This window comes from Actinomycetospora sp. NBC_00405, from assembly GCF_036044095.1.
GTDB lineage: Bacteria > Actinomycetota > Actinomycetes > Mycobacteriales > Pseudonocardiaceae > Actinomycetospora > Actinomycetospora callitridis.
On sequence record NZ_CP107938.1, the window covers coordinates 5,678,955 to 5,702,720 of the forward strand.

The 23,766-nt window shown below is 75.1% G+C and carries 27 protein-coding genes; 12 read left to right on the forward strand and 15 right to left on the reverse strand.

The annotated features are described in order from the left end of the window. Window positions 1–83 precede the first annotated feature (83 nt). The 3 genes from OG774_RS27990 to OG774_RS28000 all read left to right on the forward strand — a co-directional run bounded on the left by OG774_RS27990 (window position 84) and on the right by OG774_RS28000 (window position 2,818). A complete protein-coding gene (locus OG774_RS27990; RefSeq protein ID WP_328305591.1) occupies window positions 84–1,013 on the forward strand; it encodes a pseudouridine-5'-phosphate glycosidase in 930 nt (309 codons plus the stop codon). A 78-nt stretch (window positions 1,014–1,091) separates the two neighbouring features. Then, the gene (locus tag OG774_RS27995; RefSeq protein WP_328305592.1) at window positions 1,092–1,946 is read left to right on the forward strand and encodes a GAF and ANTAR domain-containing protein; all 855 of its coding nucleotides are present in this window, start codon (window positions 1,092–1,094) and stop codon (window positions 1,944–1,946) included. 14 nt (window positions 1,947–1,960) lie between these two features. Further along, on the forward strand, window positions 1,961–2,818 hold the full coding sequence (locus OG774_RS28000) for an adenylate/guanylate cyclase domain-containing protein (protein WP_328305593.1): 858 nt from the start codon (window positions 1,961–1,963) through the stop codon (window positions 2,816–2,818). Window positions 2,819–2,868: 50 nt separating this feature from the next. Here OG774_RS28000 and OG774_RS28005 read toward each other — a convergent pair whose 3' ends face one another. Continuing rightward, entirely contained in the window at window positions 2,869–3,852 is a 984-nt protein-coding gene (locus OG774_RS28005) for a helix-turn-helix transcriptional regulator (protein ID WP_328305594.1), read from the reverse strand. Between the two features lie 134 nt (window positions 3,853–3,986). On the opposite strand from OG774_RS28005, the gene OG774_RS28010 reads away from it, so the two are divergent. The 5 genes from OG774_RS28010 to OG774_RS28030 all read left to right on the forward strand — a co-directional run bounded on the left by OG774_RS28010 (window position 3,987) and on the right by OG774_RS28030 (window position 7,747). Continuing rightward, complete coding sequence (locus OG774_RS28010; protein ID WP_328305595.1) at window positions 3,987–4,313, forward strand: DMT family transporter; 327 nt, start codon at window positions 3,987–3,989, stop codon at window positions 4,311–4,313. Between the two features lie 41 nt (window positions 4,314–4,354). Beyond that, entirely contained in the window at window positions 4,355–4,924 is a 570-nt protein-coding gene (locus OG774_RS28015; protein WP_328305596.1) for a TetR/AcrR family transcriptional regulator, read from the forward strand. Window positions 4,925–4,992: 68 nt separating this feature from the next. Further along, entirely contained in the window at window positions 4,993–5,229 is a 237-nt protein-coding gene (locus OG774_RS28020; RefSeq protein ID WP_274193720.1) for a hypothetical protein, read from the forward strand. A 157-nt stretch (window positions 5,230–5,386) separates the two neighbouring features. Then, window positions 5,387–6,166, forward strand: coding sequence for a hypothetical protein (locus OG774_RS28025; RefSeq protein ID WP_328305597.1), 780 nt, complete (start codon window positions 5,387–5,389; stop codon window positions 6,164–6,166). A 75-nt stretch (window positions 6,167–6,241) separates the two neighbouring features. Continuing rightward, the gene (locus OG774_RS28030) at window positions 6,242–7,747 is read left to right on the forward strand and encodes a CoA-acylating methylmalonate-semialdehyde dehydrogenase (protein WP_328305598.1); all 1,506 of its coding nucleotides are present in this window, start codon (window positions 6,242–6,244) and stop codon (window positions 7,745–7,747) included. A 9-nt stretch (window positions 7,748–7,756) separates the two neighbouring features. Here OG774_RS28030 and OG774_RS28035 read toward each other — a convergent pair whose 3' ends face one another. From OG774_RS28035 to OG774_RS28055, 5 genes are all read right to left on the reverse strand, one after another. Next, window positions 7,757–8,722 (reverse strand): FAD-dependent monooxygenase, encoded by a 966-nt coding sequence (locus OG774_RS28035; RefSeq protein WP_328305599.1) that lies wholly within the window; start codon window positions 8,720–8,722, stop codon window positions 7,757–7,759. Between the two features lie 217 nt (window positions 8,723–8,939). Beyond that, window positions 8,940–9,326, reverse strand: a complete 387-nt coding sequence (locus OG774_RS28040) for a hypothetical protein (protein ID WP_328305600.1) — start codon at window positions 9,324–9,326, stop codon at window positions 8,940–8,942. A gap of 38 nt (window positions 9,327–9,364) precedes the next feature. Next, complete coding sequence (locus OG774_RS28045; RefSeq protein WP_328305601.1) at window positions 9,365–10,039, reverse strand: MBL fold metallo-hydrolase; 675 nt, start codon at window positions 10,037–10,039, stop codon at window positions 9,365–9,367. Window positions 10,040–10,051: 12 nt separating this feature from the next. Next, window positions 10,052–10,699, reverse strand: coding sequence for an ATP-binding protein (locus tag OG774_RS28050; protein ID WP_328305602.1), 648 nt, complete (start codon window positions 10,697–10,699; stop codon window positions 10,052–10,054). Between the two features lie 2 nt (window positions 10,700–10,701). After that, window positions 10,702–11,148 carry a DUF1707 SHOCT-like domain-containing protein gene (locus OG774_RS28055; protein WP_328305603.1) on the reverse strand — a complete coding sequence of 149 codons (447 nt, stop codon included), beginning with the start codon at window positions 11,146–11,148 and terminating at the stop codon, window positions 10,702–10,704. A 49-nt stretch (window positions 11,149–11,197) separates the two neighbouring features. Here OG774_RS28055 and OG774_RS28060 point away from each other — a divergent pair, with 49 nt between their 5' ends. Continuing rightward, complete coding sequence (locus tag OG774_RS28060; protein ID WP_328305604.1) at window positions 11,198–11,626, forward strand: methyltransferase domain-containing protein; 429 nt, start codon at window positions 11,198–11,200, stop codon at window positions 11,624–11,626. A 7-nt stretch (window positions 11,627–11,633) separates the two neighbouring features. Here OG774_RS28060 and OG774_RS28065 read toward each other — a convergent pair whose 3' ends face one another. Next, a complete protein-coding gene (locus tag OG774_RS28065; RefSeq protein WP_328305605.1) occupies window positions 11,634–11,978 on the reverse strand; it encodes a branched-chain amino acid transporter permease in 345 nt (114 codons plus the stop codon). Further along, window positions 11,971–12,654 (reverse strand): AzlC family ABC transporter permease, encoded by a 684-nt coding sequence (locus OG774_RS28070; RefSeq protein ID WP_328305606.1) that lies wholly within the window; start codon window positions 12,652–12,654, stop codon window positions 11,971–11,973. The genes OG774_RS28065 and OG774_RS28070 overlap by 8 nt, the downstream gene beginning before the upstream one ends. Before the next feature lie 80 nt (window positions 12,655–12,734). On the opposite strand from OG774_RS28070, the gene OG774_RS28075 reads away from it, so the two are divergent. After that, window positions 12,735–13,166 carry an Lrp/AsnC family transcriptional regulator gene (locus OG774_RS28075; RefSeq protein WP_328305607.1) on the forward strand — a complete coding sequence of 144 codons (432 nt, stop codon included), beginning with the start codon at window positions 12,735–12,737 and terminating at the stop codon, window positions 13,164–13,166. On the opposite strand, the gene treS is transcribed toward OG774_RS28075, so the two are convergent. The 5 genes from treS to OG774_RS28100 all read right to left on the reverse strand — a co-directional run bounded on the left by treS (window position 13,159) and on the right by OG774_RS28100 (window position 19,164). Beyond that, a complete protein-coding gene (treS, locus tag OG774_RS28080) occupies window positions 13,159–15,408 on the reverse strand; it encodes a maltose alpha-D-glucosyltransferase (RefSeq protein WP_328305608.1) in 2,250 nt (749 codons plus the stop codon). The genes OG774_RS28075 and treS overlap by 8 nt on opposite strands. 122 nt (window positions 15,409–15,530) lie before the next feature. Continuing rightward, complete coding sequence (locus tag OG774_RS28085) at window positions 15,531–17,507, reverse strand: SpoIIE family protein phosphatase (protein WP_328305609.1); 1,977 nt, start codon at window positions 17,505–17,507, stop codon at window positions 15,531–15,533. A gap of 141 nt (window positions 17,508–17,648) precedes the next feature. Continuing rightward, window positions 17,649–18,107, reverse strand: a complete 459-nt coding sequence (locus tag OG774_RS28090; RefSeq protein WP_328305610.1) for a cupin domain-containing protein — start codon at window positions 18,105–18,107, stop codon at window positions 17,649–17,651. A 24-nt stretch (window positions 18,108–18,131) separates the two neighbouring features. Further along, window positions 18,132–18,926 (reverse strand): MOSC domain-containing protein, encoded by a 795-nt coding sequence (locus OG774_RS28095; RefSeq protein ID WP_328305611.1) that lies wholly within the window; start codon window positions 18,924–18,926, stop codon window positions 18,132–18,134. A 34-nt stretch (window positions 18,927–18,960) separates the two neighbouring features. Then, window positions 18,961–19,164 carry a DNA-binding protein gene (locus tag OG774_RS28100; protein ID WP_328305612.1) on the reverse strand — a complete coding sequence of 68 codons (204 nt, stop codon included), beginning with the start codon at window positions 19,162–19,164 and terminating at the stop codon, window positions 18,961–18,963. A gap of 109 nt (window positions 19,165–19,273) precedes the next feature. Here OG774_RS28100 and OG774_RS28105 point away from each other — a divergent pair, with 109 nt between their 5' ends. Beyond that, the gene (locus tag OG774_RS28105; protein WP_328305613.1) at window positions 19,274–19,597 is read left to right on the forward strand and encodes a DUF6247 family protein; all 324 of its coding nucleotides are present in this window, start codon (window positions 19,274–19,276) and stop codon (window positions 19,595–19,597) included. Here the strand turns inward: OG774_RS28105 and OG774_RS28110 are convergent. After that, on the reverse strand, window positions 19,594–20,586 hold the full coding sequence (locus OG774_RS28110) for an ABC transporter substrate-binding protein (protein WP_328305614.1): 993 nt from the start codon (window positions 20,584–20,586) through the stop codon (window positions 19,594–19,596). The two genes, OG774_RS28105 and OG774_RS28110, sit on opposite strands and share 4 nt — an antisense overlap. Then, complete coding sequence (locus OG774_RS28115; RefSeq protein WP_328305615.1) at window positions 20,583–22,259, reverse strand: thiamine pyrophosphate-binding protein; 1,677 nt, start codon at window positions 22,257–22,259, stop codon at window positions 20,583–20,585. The genes OG774_RS28110 and OG774_RS28115 overlap by 4 nt, the downstream gene beginning before the upstream one ends. A 103-nt stretch (window positions 22,260–22,362) precedes the next feature. Between OG774_RS28115 and OG774_RS28120 the strand changes: the two genes are divergently transcribed. Beyond that, complete coding sequence (locus tag OG774_RS28120) at window positions 22,363–23,730, forward strand: SLC13 family permease (protein WP_328305616.1); 1,368 nt, start codon at window positions 22,363–22,365, stop codon at window positions 23,728–23,730. Window positions 23,731–23,766 lie beyond the last annotated feature (36 nt).

A 23,766-nucleotide genomic window follows, 5' to 3' on the forward strand; every position in this document is an offset into this window, starting at 1 on the left:
CCGTCGCGCGGAACGAGGCCCGGAGTCATCGGCTGATCGGGTGAGCAGCCGTTCACCGGAGGACGGCAGGCGACACTCGCGAGGTGACACCACCCGCCACCGTGCTCGTGGCCGACGAGGTCCGGGACGCGATCGCCGCAGGTCGGCCGGTCGTCGCCCTCGAATCCACGATCATCACCCACGGGCTCCCGCGCCCGCGCAACCTCGCGACGGCGCTCGAGGCCGAGGAGCTGCTCCGCGACTCCGGCGTGGTGCCGGCGACGGTCGGGGTCGCGGGCGGGCGTCCCGTCGTGGGCCTGTCGCGGGCCGAGCTCGCGCGCCTCGCCGAGACGCCGGACGTCGCGAAGATCAGCGTGCGCGACCTCCCGGTGGCGGCCGCGCGGGGCGCCGACGGCGGCACCACGGTGGCCGCGACCGCGCTGCTCGCCCACCGGGCCGGGATCGGCGTCTTCGCGACGGGCGGGCTCGGCGGCGTGCACCGCGGGGCGTCGACGACCTTCGACGAGTCGGCCGACCTGGTCGCGCTCGCCGGCGTCCCGATCCTCGTGGTCTCCGCGGGCGTGAAGTCGATCCTCGACGTCCCCGCCACCCTGGAGCGCCTCGAGACCCTCAACGTCACGGTGCTCGGGTACCGCACCGACGCGTTCCCCGGCTTCTACGTGCGCGACTCCGGGTCGCCGGTGCCCGCCCGGGTCGAGAGCCCGCAGCAGGTCGCGACCGTCGTCCGGGCCCGCGACGCGCTGGACCTGCGCTCGGCGGTGGTGCTCGCGAACCCCGTCGCCGCGTCGGCCCAGCTGGATCCCGACGAGCACCGCGCGGTGCTCGACCGGGCCCTCGCCGAGGCCGCCGCGCGGGGTGTCGTGGGCCACGACACGACGCCGTTCCTGCTCGACCACATGCGACGCTCGACCGAGGACCGCAGTCTGGAGGTCAACGTCGCGGTCTACCGGGGCAACGTGGCGCTCGGCGCCGAGGTGGCCCGGGCGCTGGCGGGCGGCCCGGACGAGGCCTGACGCGTACCCCTCCCGACCACCGGGTACGCAGCACGGAGCTTGCACACGGTCGGGAACGACGCGAGAGGAGTGGGTGGGGTGACGAGGCAGGGCAGCGAGGTCGACTGGGACGCCGAGCGCTCGGCCTTCGTGGCCGAGGACGCGACCGAGCGTCTCAAGGGCAACGACGCGTACCCCAGCAACGGGACCGCGCCGGCCGGGGGACCACGGATCGGCATGCTCGCGGGAGCGGTCGGCGAGCTCTCCGCGGCGCTGCTCGGCACGCCGCTCACCGGCGGTGTCAACGAGCTGCTCGAGCGGGTCGTCGCCCTCGGACCCCGCGTGGTCACCGCCGCCGACGTCGCCAGCGTGACCCTGCGCCGCGAGGACGACGGCGGCTACTCCACGCCCGCGTACTCCGACGAGCTGGCGGTCCAGCTCGACAAGGTGCAGTACGACCAGCAGGAGGGCCCCTGCGTGCGGGCCCTGGAGGCCGGCGGGCTCGGTGTCGCCCGCAGCGACGACCTCGCGCACGACACCACCTTCCCGCGCTTCGGCCCGGCCGCCGCCGATCTCGGGGTGGGCAGCGTGTTCTCGGTGGGCCTCTTCCCGGTCGGCGGTCCGCGCCCGCTGCGCGGCGCGCTCAACTTCTACCGTCGCGACGCCGGCGGCTTCGGCCAGGCCGACCGCGAGGCCGCGGTGCTCCTCGCCGCCCACGTCTCGACGTCGCTCGCGTACGTCACGGCCACCGAGGCCGCCGAGCTGCGCCAGACGCAGTTCCGGACCGCCCTGGACTCCCGCGACGTCATCGGCCAGGCGAAGGGCATCCTCATGGAGCGCCGGGGTCTGCCCGCCGACCAGGCGTTCGACGTGCTGCGCCGGGCGTCGCAGGACCTCAACGTGAAGCTGCGCGACGTCGCCGCCACGCTCGCCGAGCGTCGCGCCGACATCTGAGGACCGTCCCGCCCGTGCCGACTCCCGGCGCCCGGACGAGGATCACCGGCATGGCCGAGGAGGAGAGCACCGACGGGCAGGACGGTCGGTGGGCGCGGTTCCGCGCGTCGGCGGCGCAGGCCGGACGCCGGGCGCGCGACCTGGACCGGTCGGAGGGCCTGCGCACCGCCGTTGCGCGGATGCGTCGGGCGCTGCCCGGCGACGCGCACTTCGGCGATCCGCTGTCCCTCGGCGGGGCGCGGCACGCGGAGTTCGCCGGGCGCGCCGTGGTCGGGCTGACCGGGGACCGGCCGGGCGTCACGCGCGAGGTGAGCCTGGGCGGGCTGCAGCTCTGGCAGTCGGTGCTCGAGCGGTTCGGCGGCGGTGTGGGCGAGCGCGAGGTCACGCTCGTGTTCACCGACCTCGTCGAGTTCTCCCGCTGGGCACTGCGCGCCGGCGACGACGAGGTCCAGCGCGTGCTGCGCGAGGTCAGCGAGGCCTGGGAGAAGCCGGTCACCGACCGCGCGGGCACCGTCGTCAAGCGCCTCGGTGACGGGATGATGGCCGCGTTCGCCGAGCCGACCAGCGCCCTCGAGGCCGTGGTCGAGGCCCGCACGCGGCTCGCGGCGCTCACCGTCCCGGACTGGACGCCGAGGATGCGGGCGGGCCTGCACATCGGACGCCCGCGCCGCGTCGGCGGCGACTTCCTCGGCGTCGCCGTGAACACCGCGGCGCGCCTGGGCGACCGGGCCGGGCCCGACGAGATCCTGATCAGCGGCGACCTGCTCGCCCGCCTCGACGAGTCCCGCCTGCGCGTGCGCCGCAAGCGCTGGAACACCCACCTCAAGGGCGCCCCGTCCGACCTCCAGATCTTCGCGGTCGAGAAGGCCTGACCCCACGTGAGCGCGCCGCGGCACAGCGTCGGCTACCGGCACAGCGTCGGCTACCGGCGCAGCGTCGCGCTGGGCGAATGCCCGTAGTGCTCGCGGTAGACCACCGAGAACCGCCCGGGGTGCGCGAAGCCCCAGCGCGCGGCAATCGCCTCGACGCGGTCGCCGCGCGTGGGGTCGCCGTCGCGCAGGTCGCGGTGCGCGTGCTCGAGCCTGACGCGGCGCAGGTACTCGAGCGGCGTCATGTCCCGGTGGCGGCGGAAGGCGAGCTGGAGCGAGCGCGCCCCGATCCGCGCGGCCTCGGCGATCTCGGTGAGCCCGATGTCCCGGTGGGCGTGGGCGTCCATGTAGTCGACCGCGCGGCGCACCGTGGCCGGCTCGCCGTTCCCGTCGCCGTGCGCGAGCGGGTCGGTGAGCGCGGAGAGGGCGGTGTTCGGGAAGGCCGCCAGCAGGGCCGAGGCGAGCTGCTGCACGAGGTTGGCGCGCACCAGCGGTTCGGCCATGAGCGCGTCGGAGGCGATGACCTCGTCCTGGAGGTGGTGGCTCAACCGGGACCAGTAGCCGGCGAGCGAGGACGACACCGGGGTCGACGAGGTGAAGGTGATCGCGCCGGGTTCGAGCCCGGAGAGGCCGGCACCGACGCGGGCGACCTCGACGGGGTCGAGCGCCGTCGCGAGCACGGTGACGTCGTCCCAGCCCGTCTCGTACGGCCCCCAGGTCGGGGTGAGCTTGAGCGACCCGCTGACCTCGCCGCGCACGTCGCGGACGTGGTGCGGACCGCCGGCGAGGGTCTGCACCACGACCAGGGCCTCCGGGGGTTCGCACCACGCGTGGACCGGACCCGAGTGGCGCACCGTCCCCATCACGACCGGACCGGCGGCGGCGACCTCGGTCCAGAACGAGAACCCGTGCGGATCGATCCGCCCGGGCCGCATGTCGGTGTAGGTCTCGCGGAGGTACTCGGTCGCGGCGTCCGGATCGGTGCTCGCCCAGCGGTACCGCATGACCGGCTCCGGCCGCGTCGCCACACCCTCCATGCCTCACCCTCCCGATCGATCGTGCGCGACCGAGTATTGCGGACGGGGCATCGGATCGGCCACGTGTGAGCGCATACTCGAGTACAATTTGGGCAGATACCCAGTTTGTTTGCCCGTCCCCGGAAGGCCGACCCGTGTCCTACGTGCTCCTCGCCCTCGCGATCGCCTGCGAGGTGGTCGCGACGGTGTCGCTCAAGCTCTCCGAGGGATTCACGCGGCTCGTCCCGTCGGTGGTCGTGGTGATCGGCTACCTCGCGGCGTTCGGGTTCCTCTCGCAGGCCCTGGCGCGGGGGCTCGGCGTGAGCGTCGCCTACGGGCTGTGGGCCGCCGCAGGGGTCGCGCTCGTCGCGATCGCCGGCACGGTGCTGCTCGGCGAGACCCTGACGTGGGTCCAGATCGGCGGGATCGGGCTGGTCATCGCCGGGGTGCTGGCCCTCGAGCTCGGGGCCCAACCGACGTGAACACCGCCGACGTGGACACCGCCGTCGTGGACACCGCAGATGTGAGCACCGCGTCGGCCCCCACGACCGACGGTCGGCGACGCAAGGGCGAGGAGCGGCGCCGCCTGCTGCGCGAGGCGACGATGCGGCGGATCGCCGACGGCGGGGTCGCCGCGGTCACGCAGCGGTCCGTCGCCGCCGAGGCGGGCCTCACGCCGAGCCTCGTCAGCTACCACTACCCGACGGTCGACGCGCTCCTGTCGGCGACGCTCGCCGCGGTCAACGACGCCTACGTCGCCGCGCTGGAGCGGTGCGCGCGGCACGACGACCCGGTGCGGGCCCTCGCCGGCTTCGTCGCGGCCTGCGGCGCCGACCGCGGTCCGGCCGTCGCCGCGGAGTACGAGCTCTTCCTGCAGGCGGGGCGCCGTCCCGCGCTGCGCGGGGAGTGGGAGCGCTGGACGGCCGCGCTCGACGCCCTGCTGCTCCCGCTCGTGCCCGACCCGTCGCAGCGGCTCGCGGCCGCCGCGGGCGTCGACGGCCTGTTCCTGCGCTGCTGGTGCGACGACCGCGCGTGGGCCACCGCCGACGTCGAGCGGGTCCTGCGCGCCCTCGTGCCCGCAAGCCTGGTGTGACGCCCGATGATCCCGCTACCGTCGGCGTTCGGCGTGACCGTCCCGGTCACCGAGCCCGGGGACGGTCGATGAAGAAGCTCGCGGAGCTCCTGGTCTGCTTCCTGCACCCCATCGCCGTGATCCTCGTGTGGCTCAACCTCGTGGTGCGCCCCGAGCTCAGCGCCACCGCCAAGATCGTCTGGGCGGTGCTCGCCCTGGTCCCGATCGTGCCCTTCGTCTACGTGCTCACCGGCGGCGAGCTGTGGGAGGGCAAGCCGAAGGCCGGCCCGGCGGCGGTGGGCCCGGGCGGTGCCCGACGTCCGTGATGTCCGGTTCGCGCTGATCGGTCCGTCCCCCGATCGGGGTGTCCCCGGGACCCGGGGTCGCCTACGGTCGGGCAGCGCGGTCCAGCAGCGGTGCCGCGCCGACCTGAGTCCTCGACCCGGCGACGCCCGCCACTCGAGCGTCGCGCTGGGAGACCGCATGCTCGACCGTGCCCGGACGGCCCAGGGGGATTCCCCCGGAGCCGTCGGGTTCCCGCCGCCCGACGACGCCCTCTGGACGTGGGTCGCCGGCTCCGGTGTCGACAGCGTCGAGCTCAAGGTCCTGCTCCGGCCCGGTCCCGGCACGGGGGCGCGCTTCACGGTGCGGCACGCCACGCGGGTGCGGCAGCGCCGGCTCTACCTGATGGACACCCCGGACCTCGTCCTCGCCCGCGCGGGCGTGCACGTCCGCCTGCGCGACCGCGGCCGCGACCGCTGGGACGTCACCGTCCGCCTGCGCGGCGAGGGCGCGGCGGCCGACCTGCCCCGCCCCGGCGGCGCGCGGGTGGAGCTCGACGTCCTGCCGGGTCACGCCTTCCACTCCACCGAGCTGCGCGAGGTGGTCGACGTCGACCGCGCGCTCGCCTGCCGCGACGGGCGGCTCGACACCCGCGAGGTGCTCACCGCGGCCCAGGGCGCGCTGCTCGACGAGGCCGCTCCGGGGGTGGCGACGCTGGGCGCGCACGGGCCGCTGGCCGTCGAGCGGGTCACGGTGCCGCGTCCGCGCTGCCAGCTCCCGCACGCCCGCCACGAGCGCTGCCGTTTCCCCGGGGGCGGGGTGCTCGAGGAGTTCTCGGCGCGCTGCGCGCCGGGCGAGGCGGCGGACGTCGCGTGCGCCGTCACCCGCTTCCTCGCCCTCCACGACGCCGCCCCGGTGCCGGAGCAGCGCACCAAGACCGCGGCGTGGCTCGACGAGCTGCTCCGGGCCGCGGGGGTCTGAGGCCCGTCGACAGGCCGCACCGACAGGCCGCACCGACAGCCCGCATCGGCCGCCCGTACACGGGAGGATGTCCTCATGACCGAGACGCTCCACCACTGGGCCGCAGGTGCGGTCCTCACCTCGGCGGGCGACCGCTTCGGCGACGTCCTCGACCCGGCCACCGGCAAGGTGTCCCGTCGGGTCGCGCTCGCCTCGGAGTCGGACGTCGAGCAGGTCGTCGGGGCGGCGGTCCGGGCCTACCCCGCCTGGCGCGACACCTCGCTGTCCGGGCGCACCCCGATCCTGTTCCGGTTCCGGGAGCTGCTCAACGCCCGCGCCGACGAGCTGGCCGCGATCATCACCGCCGAGCACGGCAAGGTGCTCTCCGACGCCGCCGGCGAGGTCGCCCGCGGTCAGGAGGTCGTCGAGTTCGCCTGCGGCATCCCGCACCTGCTCAAGGGCTCGGCCACCGAGAACGCCTCGACGGGCATCGACGTCTCCTCGATCCGCCAGCCCCTCGGCGTCGTCGGGATCATCAGCCCGTTCAACTTCCCGGCGATGGTGCCGATGTGGTTCTTCCCCCTCGCGATCGCCGCTGGCAACACCGTGGTGCTCAAGCCCTCGGAGAAGGTGCCCTCGGCGGCGCAGTGGATGGCCGAGCTGTGGCGCGAGGCCGGCCTGCCCGACGGGGTGTTCAACGTCCTGCACGGCGACGCGGTCGCCGTCGACGGGCTGCTCACCCACCCCGACGTCACGAGCATCAGCTTCGTCGGCTCGACGCCGATCGCCCGCCACGTCTACGAGACCGGCACCGCCCACGGCAAGCGCGTGCAGGCCCTCGGCGGGGCGAAGAACCACGCCGTCGTGCTGCCCGACGCCGACCTCGACATGGCCGCCGACCAGGCCGTCAACGCCGGCTTCGGTTCGGCGGGCGAGCGGTGCATGGCGATCTCCGCGGTGGTCGCGGTGGGTGCGGCCGGCGACGTGCTCGTGGAGAAGATCGCCGAGCGGGCCCGCGGCCTGGTCACCGGCGACGGCCGTCGCGGCGCGGACATGGGCCCGCTGGTGACGGCGGCTGCGCGCGACCGCGTCTCCGGCTACGTCGACGCCGGCGAGGCCGCGGGGGCGACGCTGGTGGTCGACGGCCGCGAGGTGGAGCCCGATGCTGAGGGCGAGGGCTTCTTCGTCGGCCCGACGCTGTTCGACCACGTCACGACCGACATGTCGATCTACACCGACGAGATCTTCGGGCCGGTGCTGTCGGTGGTCCGCGTGGAGACCTACGACGAGGCCGTCGCCCTGATCAACGCCAACCCCTACGGCAACGGCACCGCCATCTTCACCAACGACGGCGGCGCGGCCCGCCGTTTCCAGAACGAGGTGGAGGTCGGGATGATCGGCGTCAACGTGCCGGTCCCGGTCCCGATGGCCTACTACAGCTTCGGCGGCTGGAAGAACTCGCTGTTCGGCGACACCCACGCCCACGGCACCGAGGGCGTCCACTTCTTCACCCGCGGCAAGGTCGTCACCACCCGGTGGACCGACCCGGCCCGGCGCGGCGAGTCCGGGGGTCTGGACCTCGGCTTCCCCCGCAACGGCTGAGCGCGGTCCTCAGGCGGACACGGGCACCGGGTACTGCGGCAGGTCGATCGCCTCGGCGGGCGGGGACGCGAACGAAGCCGCTCCGAGCAGGCTCCCGAGCCGCTTCGCGGGGGCGCTGCCGGCGACGCCGACGGCCGCCCGCAGCGCGCGCACGCCGGCGCGGGTGCGCGGGTGGACGAGGCCCGGCGCGCCCGGGGGCAGCTGCTGGGCGCGCTCGACGTAGGGACGCATCCGGGTCTCGTACGCGGCGAGGGCCTGCTCGTGGTCGGGGGTGCCGGCGAGCTCGCCGGCCAGGACGTACGCGCCGACGAGGGCCAGGCTGGTGCCCATCCCGGTGATCGGTGACGGGCAGTGCGCGGCGTCGCCGAGCAGCGCGACCCGTCCCCGGTGCCAGCTCGGCAGCCGGACCTGCCCGACCGCGTCGACGTAGAGGGGCGCGTCGTCGAGTGCGTCGAGGACACGCGGGACCTCCCAGCCGGCGTCGGCGAACGTCCGGCGCAGCACGTGCACCTGGGCGGGCCGGTCGAGGTCCTCGATCCCGCGGACGTCGGTGAGCAGCGACAGCGTCGCCCGGATCGTCCCGACGTTGTCGGGCCGCAGGGTGACCGCCCGCCCCTGGGAGGCCTGGTGGATGCGCCACCAGTCGGTGTCGGCCGCCGTCCGCGGCACGGTCAGGTAGGCCATGAGCAGGCCGAGGGAGCGGACGTCGGCCTCGGGGAGGACGAGCGACCGGGTCCGCGACGTCAGGCCCTCCGCGACGACCACCAGGTCGAACGTGCGCGGTGCCCCGTGCCGGAAGGTGGCGGTGACGCCGTCGGCGTGCTCGTCGAGGCCGGTGATCTCGTCACCGAAGACGTACTCGGTGGTGTCGCGCGTGCGCTCGTGCAGCAGCCGGCCGAGCTCGCCGCGCAGGATCTCCAGCTCGGCGGTGGCGCCGTCGGAGTCGTTCTCGCCGGCGTCGAAGCCCGCGATCACCTCGCCGCAGCACCTCGCGCCCGGCGCCGCGCACGTCGATGTTCTGGCCGGCGTCGCGCAGCTCCGCGGAGCGCTCGACGACGGTGGTCGACCACCCGTGGACGCCGAGCCAGTAGGAGAGGGCGGGACCGGCCACGCCGGCTCCGGAGACGAGGACGCGGCGCGGGGTCATGCCCGGGGAGTACCCGGGTCCAGCCCGTCGACGGGATGCCGCTGGTCACGCCCGCGGCGCGGGACCCCAGCGCCGGATCGCCTCGTAGGCGAGGACGCCGCCGAGGATCAGCGGCGGGTCGACGACCCCGAGCACCAGCAGCGCTGCGCCGCCGAGGTAGGCGGGCAGACGCTGCGGCACGACGCCGTTCACGAACCGCGCGACCTCCGAGGCGGTGGCCACCGCCGTGTCGACGACGCCCTCCTGGTGGTGATCGTGGGCCGGGGGCGGTGTGGGGGTGCCCGGGGTCGGCGTGACCGGGGAGGCCGTCGGGGGTTTCGGGCCGTCCGTCGTCGTCGCCACCACGGGCGCCTCGGGTGCCGTCAGGGCCTCCGCCACGACGTCCTCCACCGCGACGCCGTTCGTCTGCTGCTTCTTCTTCCCCTTGGCCATCGTGCGACGCTACGCCCGGCCGGGGTGCTCGGGGAGGGTCAGGCGCCGACCGCGCGGGCCCAGGCGTCGGGGGACGCCACCGGCCGCCCGTGCAGGGCGACCACGAGCGCCGGGCGCAGCGCGGCGAGCCGGCGACGCGACGCGTCCGCGACCGCCGGGTCGTCGTGCAGGCCGCGGGGGAGCGGCAGCCACCGCGGCGAGGTCGGGTCCGACGACACGTTCACCGGGCCGTCGCCGACGACGAGGACGCCGTCCGCGGCGCGCCACAGCGCGAGGGTGCCGGGGCTGTGGCCCGGCACGGCGAGCACCTCGAAGCCCGCGACGCGGTCGCCCTCGACCAACCGGCGGTCCACCGGCCGTCGTTCCCGGGCCAGCCCGCCGAGCACGAGGCGCCCGGCTGCCCCCGAGTGCGTGTCGATGCGGCCGCTCTCGAAGAGTGGGGCGTCGGCGGCCCCCATCGCGAGTGGCGCGCCGGTCTGGCGGCACAGCCAGGCGCTCGCGCCGACGTGGTCGCCGTGCGCGTGGGTGACGGCGTGCTCGACGACGTGGCGACCGCGCAGCAGGGTGGCGAGCCGGCGCGCCGACCAGGGGAACCCGGCGTCGACGACGACGTCGCCGTCCGGGCCCTCGAGCAGGACGGTCTGCAGGAGCCCCGCCGGGGCCAGGGCGCCGAGGTGCACCCGGTCGGCGATCTCCCGCAAGCGCGCTGCCATGGGAGGAGCCTGTCAGGTCCCGAGCACCGCGGTCACGAACCCGTCGCGCAGGGCGGTGCCGGTGACGGTCGCGGGGACGGGGTGCGCGAAGCCCGGCCCGTCGGTGACGAGGGTGTGGAACTCCCCGTTCTCGCCGCACGGGTCGACGCCCTCGGGCAGCGCGCGCAGCAGGTCGGCGTCCCACGCCCGTCCGGCGAGCTCCGCCGGCACGCGGGCGGGGTCGACGCAGACCACGACCGCGCGCACCCCGCGGTCGAGCATCTCGCGGGCGAGCCCGTCCGTCGGACGCTCCCAGAGCGGGAAGCGCGCGGTGAGCCCGGTCCCGGCGAGGGCGCGCTCGCGGAAGGAGCGGATGTCGGCGAGGAACAGGTCGCCGTACACGACCTCGGTCGCGCCCCGGCGTCGCAGCGCCGCCCACGACGCACGCGTGCGCTCCTCGTAGACCTCGTTCGGGCACGGCGAGGGCAGCTCGACGGTCTCCAGGGGCAGCCCGAGCGCCGCCGCCTGCGCCTCGACGAGCGCCCGCGGGACGTAGCTCGCGGCGACCTCGCCGCCCGCGAGGACGGTGGTGTGGAGCCCGGCGACGGGGCCGCGCTCCCGGGCCACGGCCAGCGCGAGAGCACCGTCCTTGCCGCCCGACCAGCTCACCCAGGTCGTCACGGTCACCCGTCCCGGTCGCCGCGCCCGTCGTCGGCACGGCGGCTCTGCGCGAAGAGCGCGCCGCCGAGCGGGATGAGCAGGAAGAACACCCAGGAGTTCGCGATCGGCACCGTGAAGAAGAGGATCAGCGCGATGATCGGCAGCGCCCCGCTCACGGCCGGTCCCCAGCGGGCGAGGGCGCTCGGGACCCCGGGCCGGGACGCGGGCGGGGCGCCCGTCTCCGGGGCCGCCACCGTGCCCGGGCCGCCCTGCGGACGGGGCTCGGGCAGGTCGGCGAAGAGGGGCTCCAGGTCGGCCGCGGTGCGGGCCTCGGTGACCTTCGCGCTGCGCTCGCCGTACTCCTCGGGGTCCAGTCGCCCCGCTTCGAGGTGCGTGCCGAGATCCGCCATGGCCGCCTCGCGCTCGGCGGTGCCGATGCGGGGTGAGGAGTTCGGGGCCGGCTCGCTCATGGTCGACAGCATGGCACCGGGGAGGTGTCGTCGGCGCTACCGTCACCGCGTGCCGACCGGACTGTCCCCCCGGCTCGCGGCGGTCGTGGACGCGCTGCCGCTCGCGCCGGGGATGCGGGTGCTCGAGATCGGGTGCGGGCCGGGCGCCGCCGCCCGGGCCGTCGCCGCCCTGGTCGACCGGGAGATCGACCCCGGCTTCGTCCTGGCGACCGACCGGTCCGCCACCGCGGTCCGTCAGGCCCGCGAGGGCGCTGCCGCGGAGATCGCCGCCGGCCGGATGGGCGTGCGGCAGGTCGCGGTGGAGGACCTGGTGCTGGAGGACGGCGAGGAGCCGTTCGACCTCGCCTTCGCGGTGCGGGTCGGCGTGCTCGACGGCCGGCACCCCGCGCACCACGGCCGGGCCCTCGCGGCGGTCGCGGCGGCGCTGCGCCCGGGCGGGCGGTTCGTCGTCGACGGCCGCGAGGTCGCCCTGCCCTGAGCCACGGTCAGCCCGGGACGAGCGCCAGCGCCACCGCGTGGGAGGCGGTGCCCGTCGCCATGCTGAGCAGGGCGTTCCGGCGCCAGAGGTGGACGGCGACCGTGACCGCCACCGGGACGAGCTCGCGCACCCCCACGAGCGCGCTGTCGAGGGGGACGTCGCCCAGCAGGTGCACCACCAGGATGATCATGATCCCGGCGGGCATCTGGCGGCCGAGGTCCGCGACCAGGGCCGATGAGCGCAGCGTCGCCGTCATCGCGAACGGCGCGGCCCGCAGCGCGACGGTGATCGCGGCGGCGACCGCGACGACCGCGATGAGGTAGCCCGTGCCCGGGTAGCCGGTGTCAGGCATGCGCGGCCCGCGATGCCGAGCGGTGCCGGACCAGCATTGATGACACGAAGAGCCCCATCGCCACCAGCAGCATCTCGCCGGGCGCGACGAGTTGGGCGACCAGCGCGCACCCGACGGCGAGCAGGGGCCCGGTGGCCTCGCGCCCGGCGACGGTGGCCTCGGTGGCGAGCACGACGAACAGCGCGGTGAAGAGGAACTCCAGCGCGGGCACGTGCAGGCCGAACCCGCTGCCGGCCAGGGCGCCGACCGTCCCGCCCCCCACCCAGCACGCCTGCATCAGTGCCTGCCCGGTCAGGATGCGCGGTCCCGACAGCGAGGTGGCGGGACGGCCCGTGTACAGCGCGTACGCCTCGTCGGTGAGCGCGAGGACGCCGTAGACGCGGCCCGCCCGGCTGCGGATCCGGTGCAGCGGGAACGACAGGCCGTAGAACGCGTGCCGGCCGTTGACCAGCAACGTCGTGACGGCGATCGCGGCCAGCGGCGTGCCGGCCACCGCGAGGGCGACCAGCAGGAACTCCAGCGAGCCGGCGAACACCACCACGCTGAAGACCGGCGCCCACCACCAGTCGAGTCCCGAGCCGACGACGAGCAGCCCGAAGCTCGTGCCCAGCACGGCCATGCCCGGGCCCACGGCGGCGACGTCCCGCAGCGCGTCGCGGAGGTCGACCGGTGTCATGGGGCAACGGTAGGACGAATGCCGCGCCACCCGATGGCGAAGTGGGTGCGCACGCGTCGCAACTTCGGCATCATCAGTGCGTGGACAGCATCGACCGCGCAATCCTCGACGAGCTGCGCCGGGACGGCCGCATCCCGAACGTCGACCTCGCCGAACGCGTCGGGCTCACGCCCGCGCCGTGCCTGCGTCGGGTGCGGCGGCTCGAGGACGACGGCATCATCATCGGCTACCGCACCGAGATCGATCCCGCGGTCGAGGGGCGGGGGTTCGAGGTGCTCGTCAACATCGACCTCGTCAGCAAGCACCGCGACGCGTACCTGGCCTTCGAGGCCGAGGTGGCCGCGTTCGACGAGGTGGTCGAGCTTCGACGCATGTTCGGCCTGCCCGACTACTTCGTGCGCGTCGCCACCCGCGACCTCGAGTCCTACGAGGCGTTCGTGACCGACCGGCTCGCCCGCACCTCGGGCCTGGCGCGGATCGACTCGCACCTCACCCTGAAGAAGATCAAGTAGCGGGCGGCGGCTGCACCAGCATCGCGACGCCCTGGTGGGGGTTGAGGTCGATGCCCACCGCGTGCAGGTCGTCGACGACGCCCACGGTCTCCTGGGTGAACATGTCGATCACGGTGCCGCCGGGCGGGAGCACCGTCGAGCGCACGGTGGCGGGCACGGGGTCGGCGCCGAAGTTCAGGATCGTCAGTGCGTGGCGGGGGTGCTCACCGGTGTCGAGAGCGTGCACCAGCACGAGCACGCTGCGGTGGCTGACGTCGGGGACGTCCACCTGACGGCTGGTGGCGATGCCGTAGTGCTTGCGCACGCCGAGGATCGCCTGCAGCTGGCGTAGGAAGCTCGCCTCGTCGGCGAGCTGGTCGGGCACCGAGCCGTAGAGGCTGCGCCCGCGCGGCATGCCCTCGGCGGAGCGGGTCGCGTCGGGGTTGTGGCCCATGAGGTCGTGCGCGGCGCGGTGGATCCAGCGGGTGTCGCCCTCGGCGAGCAGGTCGGAGACCTGCTCGGGGGGCAGCGTGAGCATCCCGCAGAGGTCCCAGCCGGAGAGCGCGAAGACGCCGGGCTGCATCGCGTTGTACATCGCGAGCAGCAGGTGCACGCGGCGGATGTCGACGACGTCGGCGTCGGTGATGTCGTCGAGGCGCCGGATGCCGAGGGCGGCCGCGATCACCGTGGCCGTGGTGGAGGCGATCCCGTTGGTGGTGAACACGAGGTTGTAGGGGGCGTTCTCGCCGGCGAGCGCGGCCGCGAGCTCGCGGCGCACCGTGTCGCCGATCTCGGCGCCGGTGGCGGGCTCGCCGCGGAAGGTGAAGACGTCGTCGCGGTGCCCGGTGGACCAGTGGACGAGCTCGTAGGTCATCTCGTCGTGGTTCTGCAGGGCGTGCACGAGCGAGGCCGGGTCGATGCCCGTCTCGAGGCTCGTGCGTAGGCACAGCCGCAGGAAGTCGGTGTCGCCGGTGGCCAGCGCGTGGTGGTAGGCGGGCCGGGTGACGAAGTCGTAGGACAGGTCCGCGCCGGCCTCGCCGACCTCGCGGATGTCGTCCATCGTCAGGTTCAGCTCCTGGAAGGTGAACCCGCCGACCTTGCGGACCATGCTGGCGATGAGGTGGTTGGCGGCCTCGGAGAGCGGGTGGCCCTCCGACCAGGCCGGTCCCTCCGCCACGCTCTTCTCGATGCCGAGGAACCCGTTGGCGTCGAGGCGCAGGGCCCCCGACCCGAGGTCGGCCAGGGAGTGCAGCGCGTCGCCGATCGTCAGGCGCATGCCCGCGAACGACGGGTCGAGCCAGTTGATCGAGGGCTGGCCCTCCTTGAAGTAGTGCAGGTACACCCACCGACGCTCGATGCCGTCGACGCCGGCCACCGCGGCCGTCGCGCTCCAGTTGGTCTCCTTGACCCCGGGCGCGTGGAAGATGACGCGCTGCAGGCGCCCGATGATGTAGCCGGCCTTCTCCAGGCGCTCCTCGGTGGCGGCGTCGAGGTTGATCGAGTCGCGGCCGGCCGGGACGTCGGGCAGGTAGTGCCAGTCGTCGGGCTCGATCTCGACCATGTGGTAGATGCCCGGGTAGTCGGCGAAGCCCATCTCGGCGAGCCGGAAGTCCGCGCCCTTGCCGGTGTGGCCGGGCACGACGTCGTCGATGATCGTGCCGCCGTAGAACGTCGCCATCCCGCACATCGCCCGGAACTCCTGCTCGGAGCCGAACGCGGGGTCGATGACCGTGGAGATGCGGTCGAAGTGCCCGTCGACGCTGGGCGTGTGCCCCCAACCGGAGATGCCGCCCGCGCGCTTGACGGGGCCGGTGTGCACGGCCTCGATGCCGATGTCGGCGAACGACGACCAGAGCTCCTCCTCGCCGAGCGCGGCGAGGAACGACTGGCCGGGGCGGGTGATCAGCGACAGCGGGTACGCGGTGAACCACACCGACGCGGTGTCGACGGCCAGGCGCGGGTTGGGGTCGGCGTAGGGGTTCTGCCACATCGAGCCCTGCCCGGAGAACTGGCGGGCGATCGTGTTGGCGTCGGCCAGCATCGACTCCGAGAGCAGCCACGAGACGTACGTCGGGTTGGTGCCCACCGGCTCGCCGTCGCGCGCGCTGGACCGGCGCTCGAAGGGGGAGCGGACCCGGGCCCGGTGGCGCAGCGCCCGCGGGCGGGCGGGATGGAGGTGCTCCGCGTACGTGATCTCGCCGGGTTCGTGGACCACCTCGTCGTCGGTCGACGGGTCGTCCGCATCGTCGGCCCGGGCGTCCACACGCACTCCTTCTCCACCGCGTCCAGCAGGACAGGCCGACCATCGTCACACGAGGCGGGCGCGCCACCGACGAGGGCTCGCTGTCCGTCGCGCCCCCGTCCGTGTCACGCGGGTGTCGGGCGTCAGGCCATCGCGGCGCCGTCGGGCACCTCGTCGATCGGGTCGGAGAGGCCGGTGAGGTCGAGGACCCGGCCGGCCACGCTGCCCCGGCCTGCGCGCAGCCGCAGGCCCGGGAGCGCGCCGCGGAGCTCGTGGATCGCCTGCACGGCGGAGCTGGAGAACACGGTCACCGCGTCGAGGTCGACGGTGAGCCCGCGTGCGCCGCCGCGGGCCGCGGCCAGCAGCCCGCGGCGGAAGCGCTCGACGGTCCCGGTGTCGATCGGCCCGGCCACCGCGAGCACGCCGGGCTCCGGCTCCGCGGTGGTGAGCTCGCGGTCGACGCCGCGCAGGCCCGAGACCGCGGCCTCGTCGGCGTAGGTGCCCACCGAGACCTCGCGGTGCACCGGCGCCACCATGGTCACCGTCGTGCCGGCGGGCCCGGCCGTGACGTCCACGCGCTCCACCAGCCCGCGCATCATCATCAGGCCGCGTCCGCGACCGCCCGGGTCGTCGGGGGCCGGGAGCCAGCGCCCCGTGTCGGTCACCGTCACGTGCATCCGGCCCTCGTCGTCGAGCACCGCCCGGACGCGGGCGCCGACGCCGTCGGCGGGCGGCTCCGGGTAGGCGTGCTCGATGGCGTTGGTGACGGCCTCGCCCACCGCGTGGACCAGCGCCATCGCGTCGTCCTCGCCGACGCCGGCGTGCTCCAGCCAGGCCCCCACCGCGCGGCGCATCCGTCCGAGGTGTCGGGGGTCGGGGGCGACCTCGAGCGTCAGCGGCGCCAGGGGCTCCGCCGTGCGCTGCACGGCGAGCAGGGTGGCGTCGTCGGTGTGGCCGCCGCCGGTCCAGCCCATCCGCTCGACGGTGAGCGCGGCGATCCGGTCGACCTGCGCGGTGGGCACGGTCGCGTCGTCCTCCACGGTCTCGTGGCCGGCCGCCACCGCGGTGCGGGCGAGGGCATCGAGGCTGTCGTCGAGCGTGCGCCCCGGCCGCTCGACGAGGCCGTCGGTGTAGAGGACGAGGACGTCGCCGGGCCCGAGTCGGTCGGACGTCACCCGCGGTGCCCCGGCGCCGGTCCCGAGTGGTCCCCCGGCGGCCACCTCGACCCAGCGCGGGGTGCCCTCCGCGGTGACCACCAGCGGCGGCGGGTGCGCGGCGGCGGCCACGTCGAGGTCCCCGGTGCGCGGGTCGAGGACGGCGACGCACACGGTGGTCGCGCGGGTGGCGCGCTCGCGGCCCGCGAACCGGTCGAGCTCGGCGAGGGTGCCCAGGACGTCCCGGCCCCCGGCCAGCGCGTTCGCCCCGACGGCCCGCAGCCGGCCCATGGCCGCCGAGGCCGCGACGCCGTGGCCGACGACGTCGCCGACCACGACCGCCACCCGTCCGCCGGGCAGCGGCACCGCGTCGAACCAGTCGCCGCCCGCGGCGAGCTCCCGCCCGGCCACCACGTACCGCGCCGCGAGCCGGACCTGCGGCAGCACGGGCAGCCCGGCCGGCAGCAGCGAGCGCTGCAGGGTCAGCACGACGTCCTGCGCGGCCTGCCGGCGCTTCTCGGACTCCGCGGCCGAGAGCTCGGCCTGCCGCCGGCGCAGCACCTCGTCGGTGACCCGCGCGATGTGCACCGTCATACCCCGCATCGACCCGTCCGGGTGGTGGGTGGGGACGAACGTGTACGAGTACCAGTCCTCCTCGAGCCGGCCGTCGCCGTCGCGGTCGACGAGGATGCGCCGCTCGTCGCCGATCACCGGCTCGCCGCGCGCCCAGACCTCGTCGAGGGTCTCGAACACCTGCTGGCCGTCGAGCTCCGGCGCGACCTCCCGGATGGGCCGCCCGACGATCCCGGGGCGGAAGCCCATGCTCGCGCGGGCGAGGCGGTTGGCGGCGACGACGCGGTGCTCGGGGCCCTCGAACGCCCACAGCACGGCGGGGATGTCCTCGAAGGCGGCGACGACGTCGTCGGGGGTGCCCGCCGGTTGCCCGACGGGATCGTCCGCGGCCATGCGCCCATGGTTCTCCGGCCCGATCCGGCGCCACACGTCGGGTCCCTCCCCGATCCGGTGGCTAGACCGGTCCCCTACTCGCGGGTCGTGGCGTGCCGATCGACGACCACCAGAGGTCCCGGGTGGCGACGCGGATCGCGGTCATCGGGACGGGGACCACGCCAGCAGTCGCCACAGCACCCGTTGCGGGCGGTCGGGGAGCCCGGCCACGGTGAACGACCAGTCGTGCTCGGCGTTGATCCGGGCCAGCTCGCGCAGCGGCGGCGCGCCCGTCGTGGCCGCCATCGCCCGCAGCTGCGCCTGCAGCGGGCCCGCCGGGGTCTCGACCGTCCGCAGCCGGACCGGCTCGTCGAAGGGGTTGGCGAACGCGTGCGTCGTCCCCGGCGGCACGCTCACCGTCTCGCCGGGCTGCACCAGGTGCCGCTCGCGGCCGAGCCGCACCATCAGCAGCCCGGACTCGACGGTGAACACCTCACGCTCGCGGCGGTGCCGATGGGCGGGCGGGCCGTCGTGCCGCGGCGGCACGACGGCGGTGAACACGAAGTCGGGCTCCGAGGTCTCGACGGTGATGACCTGCCCGTCGGTGAACTCGATGGTCATCGCACGGCCTCCACGCTCGGGCACCTAGACGAGGGCGACCGTGTCCCCGCGCCGCACGGTGCCGCCGCGCACGACCTCCGCGTACACGCCGGCGCAGGGGAGCACCCCGAACCCGGGGACGTCGACGCGGTTGCCGGACAGCAACGGGCGCAGCGCCTCGGGAGCCCGGGGCAGGTCGCCGTGCTCGAGCGTCGGCACCGAGCAGCGCGGCGTCGGCAGCACGATCCGCAGCGTCGCCTCGCCGACCGTGAGCTCCCGACCGACCCAGTCGGTCTCGGCGAAGGGCTCGGTGTCGGACTCGACGACGAGGTTCGGCCGGTACCGCTGCGCGTCCATGCCCAGGTGGTCGAGGGTCGCGGTGGTGATCAGGTGGACCGGCGCGTAGTCGACGAACGTGTCCGCGGCGCTGCCCATCGAGATCTCCAGCGTGGGCGCCGCGACCTCGTGCTCGACGCCGTGCTCGAGCACGTCCTCGGGGTCGGGCCGCTCCACCTCCGCGCCGCCAGGGCGCGCCGCGGCGATCGTGACGACCCGGCCCAGGTCGGCCGCGAGCTCGTCGGAGAGCCGGGGGTCGTCGACGTCGAGGGTGCGGCCGTCGGGGGCGGTGACGCGCACGCGGTCGTCCTCCACCGACGCCGTGTACTGCAGCAGCCGACGCCACAGCCGCGGGTGCTTCGCCGTGGCGACGAGCCCGGTGGTGGCGTCGAGCAGCCCGTACCGGCGGTCGAGCGGCAGCCCCGCGGTGGCGAGCAGGGCCTCCTCGAGCGGCTGGCCGAGCATCGACTTGACGGGGTAGCGGGTCAGCGTCGACACGCGCACGGTGATCGCTCCTGGAGGGTGCGGGGGAGGGGCGTCACGAGGATTCACCGCGGCCGAGCGTCTCGTCCAGCACCCGGGCGGCCCTGGGCCCGACACCGTGCAGGCCGAGCAGCTCCGCCCGCGGCATTGCGGCGACCTGCGCGAGAGTGGTGACGCCGGCGTCGGCCAGCGCGCGGGTGGCCGGTCGGCCGATCGCCCGCGGCAGGTCGCCCACCTCACCCGGGCGTGCCGTCGTCATTGCCATCACCTCGGTCGGAGGCTAGCGAGGCCCCCCGACACACCTCGACATCGCGACTCCGTCGTGCGGTGGCGGCGCGGAGGTGGTGGCGGCGGCTAGGGTCGGGGCGATGAAGGCGATGTACTCGGTCGACGAGCAGCCGGTTCCCGGACACCCGCTGGCCAAGGGGGCGTCGCCGGCGGCCATCCGCGTCGTGCTCGCCCCCGAGGACCGGGCGGAGTTCGACGCGGCCTACGCGCAGGCGCTGGACGACGCGAAGGCCAGCGGCGACCTCGTCGAGCTCTTCACGACGCTCGACCGGTGGAGGCGGGTGGCGGCGCTGACCTCGGACCCCGAGGTGTTCCGCCGGGTGGCGCTCCGGGCGGCCATGCGGCAGACCGCAGGTCCCGGCGACGAGCCGGTGGCGGCGACGCAGGCCCTTCCCGACCGCTAGACCACGTGGTCCTCGCGGGTCGAGGGCACGAAGAGCTCGTCGGGCTCGAGACGGCGCGCGGTGAGCCCCTGCTCGTGGGCGTAGCGCAGGAACGTCGCGAGCACCGCGCGGTTGGCCTCGAGGCCGTAGGGCCAGAAGTCGCGACCGAGGACGCGCCGCACGCGCTCGATCTCGTCGTAGAGCCAGGGGAGCATCGTCGGGTTCGCGGCGACCTCGTCGAAGCGGTCCTCGGTGACGGCCTTCGCCCGCCCGAACGCGTCGTGCAGCGAGCGCGCGAGCCAGGGGTGCCGGGCGTGGACGTCGGCGCGCAGCACGACGACGTGCATGATCGGGAAGATCCCGGTCGCCGCGGCGTACTGCTCCTCGGCGGCGCGGGGGTCGGCGAACAGGCGGGCCACCTCGGGGCGCCCCTCGCGCAGCGGCCGCGGGGTGCGCGGCGCGTAGAGCGCGTCGATCTCGCCGCCGACCAGCATGTCCGCGAGTGTGCGGTCCGCCGGGATCGGGGCGATGTCGATCTCGGCCGGCAGATCGAGGGCCTGCTTCTCGACGCGGCCGGGGGCGTGCATGCCGCCGGTGCGGTAGCGCACCGAGGCGACGGGGACGTCGTGGTGGTCGGCGAGGATCCCGCGGATCCAGACGCACGCCGTCAGCTGGTACTCGGGCACGCCGACGACGCGCCCCGCGAGGTCCGCGGGCTCCCGGATGCCGGCGCCGGTGTGGACGTAGATCCCGTGGTGGCGGAAGGCGCGCGAGGGGAAGACGGGGATCGCGACGAAGGACGAATCGCCGGTCCCGAGCCGGGTCACGTACGACGACAGCGACATCTCCGCCGCGTCGAACTCCCGGTGGCGCAGCATCCGGAAGAACGTCTCCTCGACCGGCAGGCGCAGGTAGGTCAGGTCGACGCCGTCGACGCCGACGGTGCCGTCCTCCAGGGCGCGGGTGCGGTCGTAGTCCCAGCAGGCGAGGGTGACCGGGACGCGGCTCATCGGGTGGCCGGCGGCTCGAGGCCCGGGGGCAGGCCGTACAGGGGGTCCTGGATCACGTCGATCACCGCCGGCCGGTCCTGGGCCAGCGCCGCGGCGAGGGCCGGCGCCAGCTCGTCGTCGCGCTCGACGCGCACCCCGAACCCGCCCAGTGACGTCGCAAACCCGGCCAGGTCGGCGTTGCCGTAGAACACCCCGAGGTAGCGGCCCTCGTGCGCGAGGCGCTGGCGGTCGCGGGTGTTGCCGTAGGCGTTGTTGTTCATGACGACGTTGATCACCGGGATGTCCTCGCGCACGCAGGTCTCGAGGTCCTGGGCGACCATCCAGAAGCTGCCGTCCCCGCTGACGCAGACCACGCGCTCGCGGGGACACGCCAGCGACACGCCCATCGCCGACGGCAGCCCCCAGCCCATCGCGCCCCCGGCCGACCCGAGGAAGCGCCCGGGCACCGGCAGTTGCAGGTGGCGATGGGTCCACGGGCCGAAGCTCGGCGCGTCCTGGACGAGCAGCACGTCGTCGCGGGCCGCGAGCGGGGCCAGCGCGGCGAGGGCGGCGCGGCTGCTCACCCCGCCGCGCGGGTCGTCGGCGTCGAGCACCGGCGAGGCCGGCGACGCGGCGTCGGCGTACTCGGCGCGCAGCGCGTCCCGGCGGCGCACCCGCTCCTCGGACGGGGCGACCAGCGCCGCGGTCAGCGCGCGGGCGGCGGCCGTGGCGTCGGCGACCAGGCCCACCGCGGGCACGTACACGCGCCCGAGCTCCACGGGGTCGACGTCGACGTGGACGAGGCGGACGTCGTCGGCCAGGAGGGTCCAGCGCCGCGTGCTGAACTCGGAGAACCGGCAGCCCAGCGCGACGACGACGTCGGCCTCGTGCACGGCCCGCCAGGTGACGTCGTGGACGCCGTAGCCGAGTCCGCCGACGTAGGCCGGGTGGTCGTGGGGCACCGCCCCCTGCCGCAGCCACGTGGTCACCAGGGGCGCGCCGGCCCGATCGGCGAGCGCGGTCATCGCCTCGGGTGCGCCCGCGGCCCCGCCGCCGACGATCAGCGCCGGACGGCGGGCCGCGGCGAGCAGCGCCGCCGCCTCCGCGACGCCGTCGGGGTCGGGCGCCGGGCGGTGCGGGCGCCAGCGCGGCGCCGGGACGACGGCGGGGTCGACCGGCTCCTGCAGGACGTCGAGGGGCAGCGACACGACGACGGGCCCCGGCCGTCCGGAGACGGCGGTGCGCACCGCGCGCTGCAGCAGCTCGGGGATGCGGTCGGCCCGGCGTACCTCGACCGCCCACTTGCTCATCGGCCGGAAGGTGGCGACGACGTCGGCCTCCTCGAACGCGCGGCGCTCGACGATCCGGTCGGCGACCTGGCCGACCAGCAGCAGCATCGGCACCGACTCGTCGTAGGCGTTCTGCACCGCGATCGCGGCGTTGGCGGCGCCCGGGCCGCGCGAGACGAGGCAGACGCCGAGGCGCCCGCCGCGCGAGAGGCCGTCGGCGAGGAAGCCCGCCACCTGCTCGTGGCGGGTGTGCAGGTAGCGCACGCCGTCGTGGCGGGCGATCGCGTCGATCACCTCCATCACCGTCGTCCCCGGGACGCCGGCGACCAGGTCCACGCCCTCGGCGGCCAGACAGTCGACCACCAGGTCGGCGCCCGGGCGGGGCGGCGGGGACTCCTCGGGCATCGGTCCTCCCGGCTCGGGCGCTGTGACGGTTGACACGACGAGAGGCTGCCAGACACTCTTCTTCACCGCAGAGAACACTTCTGCTGGAGTCCCGGGAGGCCACGTGTCCATCCACGTCATCGGGATCGTGGGCCTCGTGCTGATCTTCGTGATCGGCACGCTGCGCCCCGTCAACATCGGCGTCCTCGCCCTGATCGCCACGTTCCTCATCGGCACGCTGGTGGCGGGGGAGGACGTCGACGAGCTGCTGTCGGGCTTCCCGCCGGACCTGTTCGTGCTGCTCGTGGGCGTGACGTACCTCTTCGGGCTCGCCACGGTGAACGGCACGCTGGCCTGGGTCGTCGACCGCGCCTGCGGGCTGCTCGGCGACCGACCGCCCCTGGTCCCCTGGCTGATCTTCCTGTTCGCCGCGATCCCCACCATGGCGGGCGCGCTCGGCCCGGCGGGCGTCGCGATGCTCGCGCCGCTGTGCATGGGGCTCGGCGAGCGCTACGGCATCGACCGCCGGCTGTCGGCCCTGATGGTCATCCACGGCTCGTCGGCCGGGAACTTCTCCCCGCTCAACGGCCTGGCCGTGATCGTCAACCGCGCCGCCTCGGCCAACGGTCTCGAGGTCTCGGCGGCCCAGCTGTTCTTCGGCAACCTCGCCGCCAACCTGGCGCTCGGCGTCGCCGCCTACCTGATCTTCGGAGGCCTGACGCTCGTCCGCGAGAGCCGGCTGGGCACCTCCGGCGGCGCGGACGTCCCCGCGCCGCGACCGGCCGAGGAGCCCGACGGCGGGGGTGGGAGTGCTCCCGTGGGGACGTCCGGCACGGTCACGGCGCCGGCGGCCACCCCGACACCGGTCGTGGTCGCCGACGCGCCGGAACGCACAGCCCTCCGTCCCGACCAGTGGATCACGCTCACCGTGATCCTCGCGGTGGCCGTGGGCGCGCTGGTGTTCGGCGCCGAGATCGGCTTCCTCGCCCTGATCGCGGCGGCCCTGCTGCACCTGGCCTTCCCGCAGCGGGTCGCGGGCGCCGACAAGCGCATCGTGTGGAGCGTCGTCCTGCTGATCTGCGGCGTCGTCACCTACGTCGAGGCGCTCTCTCGCTACGGCACGATCGACGTGGTCGGCGACGGCATCTCCGGGCTCGGCGTCCCGCTGCTCGTGGCGTTCCTGCTCTGCCTGGTGGGTGCCGCGACCTCGGCGTTCGCGTCGAGCGCGGGGATCCTGGGCGTGCTCATCCCGCTGGCCGCGCCGTTCCTGGTCGCCGGGCAGATCGGGGCGGCGGGCGTGATCGTCGCGCTCGCGGTGTCCGCCACCGTCGTCGACTCCACACCGTTCTCCTCGGTCGGTGCGCTGACGCTGGCGAACGTGCCCGAGGAGGGCCGGCCGCGGGTGTTCCGCACGCTGCTCGGGTGGGGCCTGACCCTCATCGTCGTGGCGCCGGTGGTCACGTGGATCGCGTTCGTGCTGCCGGCCGCGTGAGCGGTGCGGGTCCACCCGGTCGGCGCGTCTTCTGCA